5 protein-coding genes are annotated in these 3503 nt (G+C 55.7%); all 5 read left to right on the forward strand.

The genetic code is table 11. The features are described 5' to 3' along the window. Positions 1-1630, forward strand: a 1630-nt coding sequence (locus ABFB09_RS09525; RefSeq protein ID WP_347001261.1) for a hypothetical protein, incomplete at its 5' end; no start/stop codon positions are given. Further along, the gene (locus ABFB09_RS09530) at positions 1627-1872 is read left to right on the forward strand and encodes a hypothetical protein (RefSeq protein ID WP_347001262.1); all 246 of its coding nucleotides are present in this window, start codon (positions 1627-1629) and stop codon (positions 1870-1872) included. The genes ABFB09_RS09525 and ABFB09_RS09530, both read left to right, overlap by 4 nt. Then, a complete protein-coding gene (locus ABFB09_RS09535) occupies positions 1869-2090 on the forward strand; it encodes a hypothetical protein (RefSeq protein ID WP_347001263.1) in 222 nt (73 codons plus the stop codon). Before ABFB09_RS09530 ends, ABFB09_RS09535 begins: the two co-directional genes overlap by 4 nt. A 2-nt stretch (positions 2091-2092) precedes the next feature. Beyond that, positions 2093-2452: a J domain-containing protein gene (locus tag ABFB09_RS09540; RefSeq protein WP_347001264.1), complete on the forward strand. Its 360-nt coding sequence runs from the start codon at positions 2093-2095 to the stop codon at positions 2450-2452. 2 nt (positions 2453-2454) lie between these two features. Further along, complete coding sequence (locus ABFB09_RS09545; RefSeq protein WP_347001265.1) at positions 2455-3363, forward strand: ATP-binding protein; 909 nt, start codon at positions 2455-2457, stop codon at positions 3361-3363. Positions 3364-3503 lie beyond the last annotated feature (140 nt).

Raw genomic sequence — 3503 nt, forward strand, 5'->3', positions numbered from 1 at the left:
GCAACTGGAAAATCAGCAGAAGACCGGTATCGACGACTACCTGCTGCAACACTGCCTTGCCGACGCTGAAAAGCTGGTCACTGATTTCAAGCTGGAGGAGGAAGAGCGCGAATGTTACGTTTCCGGCTTTATTCTTCGTGACGGCACAGTCGGCGAGATGGTGGTCGATGAAGACGACCGGTATTTCATGGTCTCGGCCGGCGGCGCCATCAAAAAATTGTGGCAGTACGACACCTCGAAGGTGACTTACCTGCCAACGAATGACCCGTTGGTCGGCCAAGTGGTACATTTCGCCCCCGCCGCGGCGCCTTATGATTCGCAGGCCAAACTATTCGGTGAAGTGCAGAGTTTCATTCATCGCTACATGGAGTTGCCGGCTGACTTCGAAGAGATCGCTTCACTCTATGTGCTCCTCTCCTGGGTGTATGAGTTTGCCCCGTCGATTCCGTATCTCCGGGTGATCGGCGACTGGGGTACCGGCAAGACGCGTTTCCTGCAGGTGGTCGGAAATGTCTGCTTCCGGCCGATGTTCGCCTCCGGCGCCACGACGCCGTCGCCGATCTTTCGCATCCTTGAACAATTCAGGGGCACTTTGGTGCTTGATGAAGCCGACTTCAAAGATTCCTCCGCCTGGACGGAGATGGTAAAACTGCTCAATAACGGCTACCGGCCGGGGATGCCGGTCCTTCGGGCCGATAAAGAAAACGGAAAATGGTTCCCGCGAGGCTACCAGGTGTTTGGCCCGAAGCTGCTATCGACAAGATTCCCTTTCGCCGACGAGGCTCTTGAGAGCCGCTGCCTGACTTCAGAGATGATGCCCCTCACCCGAGACGACATCCCAAGGGTGCTGCCGGCATCGTTCGATAAGGAGGTTGGGACGCTACGTTCCAAGCTGCTAACCTTTCGCCTGCAAAACCTGTGCCGCCTCAAAGGCAAAACCTTCGGCAACGAGCTGCTCGAACCGAACCTGCAGCCGCGTCTTCAGGAGATACTAATCCCCATGAAGGCCATGCTTAACGGCGACCATGCCATGGCGGAGGCCCTCGGTGGCTTCGTCCACCGGCTGCAAGAGTCGCTTTACACCAGGCGCCGGGAAAGCGATGCCGGCAGAGTACTTGCCGCCATGATCGAATTGCATCAGGAAAAGCACGAATTATCACTCAAAAACATCGCCGTAAGAGCTGACGCCATGGATGAGGAGTCACCGGCTCTTAACCCGGAGAAAGCCGGCTGGCTGACCCGAAGACTGGGCTTTCAGAAAGAGAAGGGAAGCACTACCCGGCGAAGGGTGGTGTGCTGGGATCAAGTCAGGGTCGAAAGTCTGGTTAAGCAGTATGGGCTTAAGCTTGAGCCGCCCGTATCGGGTGAAAAACCTTTCATTCCTTTCGAACCTTTCGGAACAGCTTCGGATTCGGCGAAAGGTTTTACAGAGCTAAAAAAACCTTTCGGAAAAACAACGGATAGATCAACTGATTTAGCTTCAAACAGGGTGAAAGGTGTTGAAGCCGCGGAAAAACCTTTCGAAAAACCTTTCAATCGTGAGCCCAAACGTGGCCCGAAAGGTTTGAAGGGTTCGAAAGGTTTTGTAGGGAATACGGCTCCTGAACATCAATCAAAGGGAGTGACATGAAGAAGAAACGGACACTTTATGAATGTGCCCATGCCAGGGTGAACGGCAAGCGGATCTATTGCCGCAAAGGATTCCCCCTGTCCGACAAGACCGGAAACGGCGGAATTGACATCATCCGGCTGGCACGCGGTGAACCGCTGGCACTCGAAATCTGCCAGTCCTGTTTCTGCTTCGCCAAGCTTGGGCCGCTCATCCCTCAGGAAGAACGCGGCTGGATTAAGAAGAAAGGTGTGAGGCAATGATCGATTTCCTGGGCGAGGTTTATGAAAAACTCTGGCGGGCGGCAGGGGGCAAACCGTGGACCGAGATCATTCGGGATGACCAGAAGAAGGCGCCTCTGGTTTACATGCTTATCTTCCTCGGCCTGGGCATTTTGCTTGTAAGGCTCGGCGGCAAGTACTGGTGGCAGATGCTCATCGGTTTCTTCCTGGGAATTTTTGCCGGTCATTTCTGGTGGTAGCTATGGAAGATAGATTCAACCGTATCAGGCGCATGCAGCAAGACCTGGCGTGTGAGCTTCAATCTTTCATGGCGGAGCTTTTTACCAGCGCGGCCGATCCGGCCACTATCATCGGTTTCGCCCAGCGGCTGGGCATGGATATGTCTGCTGCCGGTGGAAGCAGGCCGATAAACCAGCCTGCTCTTGACCCGTATCGAATCCTTGGTTGCGACCGCACCGCTTCAAAAGAGTTTGCTAGGCGGCGTTATCTGGATCTCCTGCGGAAGCTTCACCCCGATACCGCCGGCATCAGCGGCACCGAATACCTGACTCAAATGGTGACCGAGGCTTTCAGGCGGATCTGCCAGGAAAGGGGGTGGTAAAAGTGAAAAACGATGATGTCATCGAACTGCTTTCGGAAATTGCCCGGTTTGAAGACTCGGTGGATATGGAGAATGAGTATCGCATCGGCTGGGGATGGAGGCATGTCAGGATCTGGCCGGCGACGCTGTCCCGGCTGTTCAAGGACGGCTACCTCGATAACGTCTTTCGATCCAACTCCCATACCGGCTACCGGTTGAGCGACCTGGGCAAAAGCCTTCTTTCGGCTGAAATTACGTCGCCTGAGACGCGCCAGGAATTAAAACCAGAGATACCCGACACTCTCTTTGGGGATATCATCGGCCATGACGGCGTGAAAGAGCTTCTCAGGGCGGCACTTCTGGCAGAAAAACCGGTGCATGTGCTCCTGACCGGGCCACCGGCGCTTGCCAAGACGCTTTTTCTGTGGGATATCGAAAGAGCCGGAGGCGAAAAGGCCATCTGGCTGGTCGGCTCGGCGACTTCAAAGGCCGGGCTGTGGGACCTGGTTGCCGGGCGGGAACCGCAGATTCTGCTTATCGACGAGATCGACAAGATGAACGCCGCCGATACCGCGGCGCTGCTGACCATGATGGAAGGCGGACGGTTGGTGCGGGCTAAAAGGGGCCGTGAACTCAACATCAACAACCCGCTCAGAGTCATCGCCGCCTCAAACCGTTGCGAAAAACTGTCACCGGAACTCCGGTCGCGCTTTGCCATCCGAAAGCTCGATCCCTACGGGAGAGCTGAATTTCTGACGGTGGTGAGAGGGGTGTTGGTGCGCTCCGAAGGCCTCGACCAGGAGCTGGCTGGGGAAATCGCCCGCCGCCTGGACGGGCTCACCCAGAATGTCCGGGATGCCATCCGGGTGGCAAGGCTTGCGCCCCAACTTGGGGTGGAAAAAGCTGTCGCGTTGTTAATCGGATCAGGGTAAAAGTCAATCGGGGAGGGGGGTGACCCCTGAGGCAAGGGGGGAATAGTGTTTAAGTTTTTTTCGGGTATTCACAGACGGGTATCTACAGCGGGTATTTACACTGTAGTCGTGGCCTGTACGTTCCACAGGCTGTGCGATTA

The organism is Dehalogenimonas sp. THU2 (assembly GCF_039749495.1).
Classification (GTDB): Bacteria; Chloroflexota; Dehalococcoidia; order Dehalococcoidales; family Dehalococcoidaceae; genus Dehalogenimonas.

Bases quoted from the DNA above. Each gene is read 5' to 3' on its own strand.
- ABFB09_RS09530 (WP_347001262.1), top strand. From the start codon at position 1,627: ATGAAGAAGAAACGGACACTTTATGAATGTGCCCATGCCAGGGTGAAC.
- ABFB09_RS09535 (WP_347001263.1), top strand. From the start codon at position 1,869: ATGATCGATTTCCTGGGCGAGGTTTATGAAAAACTCTGGCGGGCGGCA.
- ABFB09_RS09540 (WP_347001264.1), top strand. From the start codon at position 2,093: ATGGAAGATAGATTCAACCGTATCAGGCGCATGCAGCAAGACCTGGCG.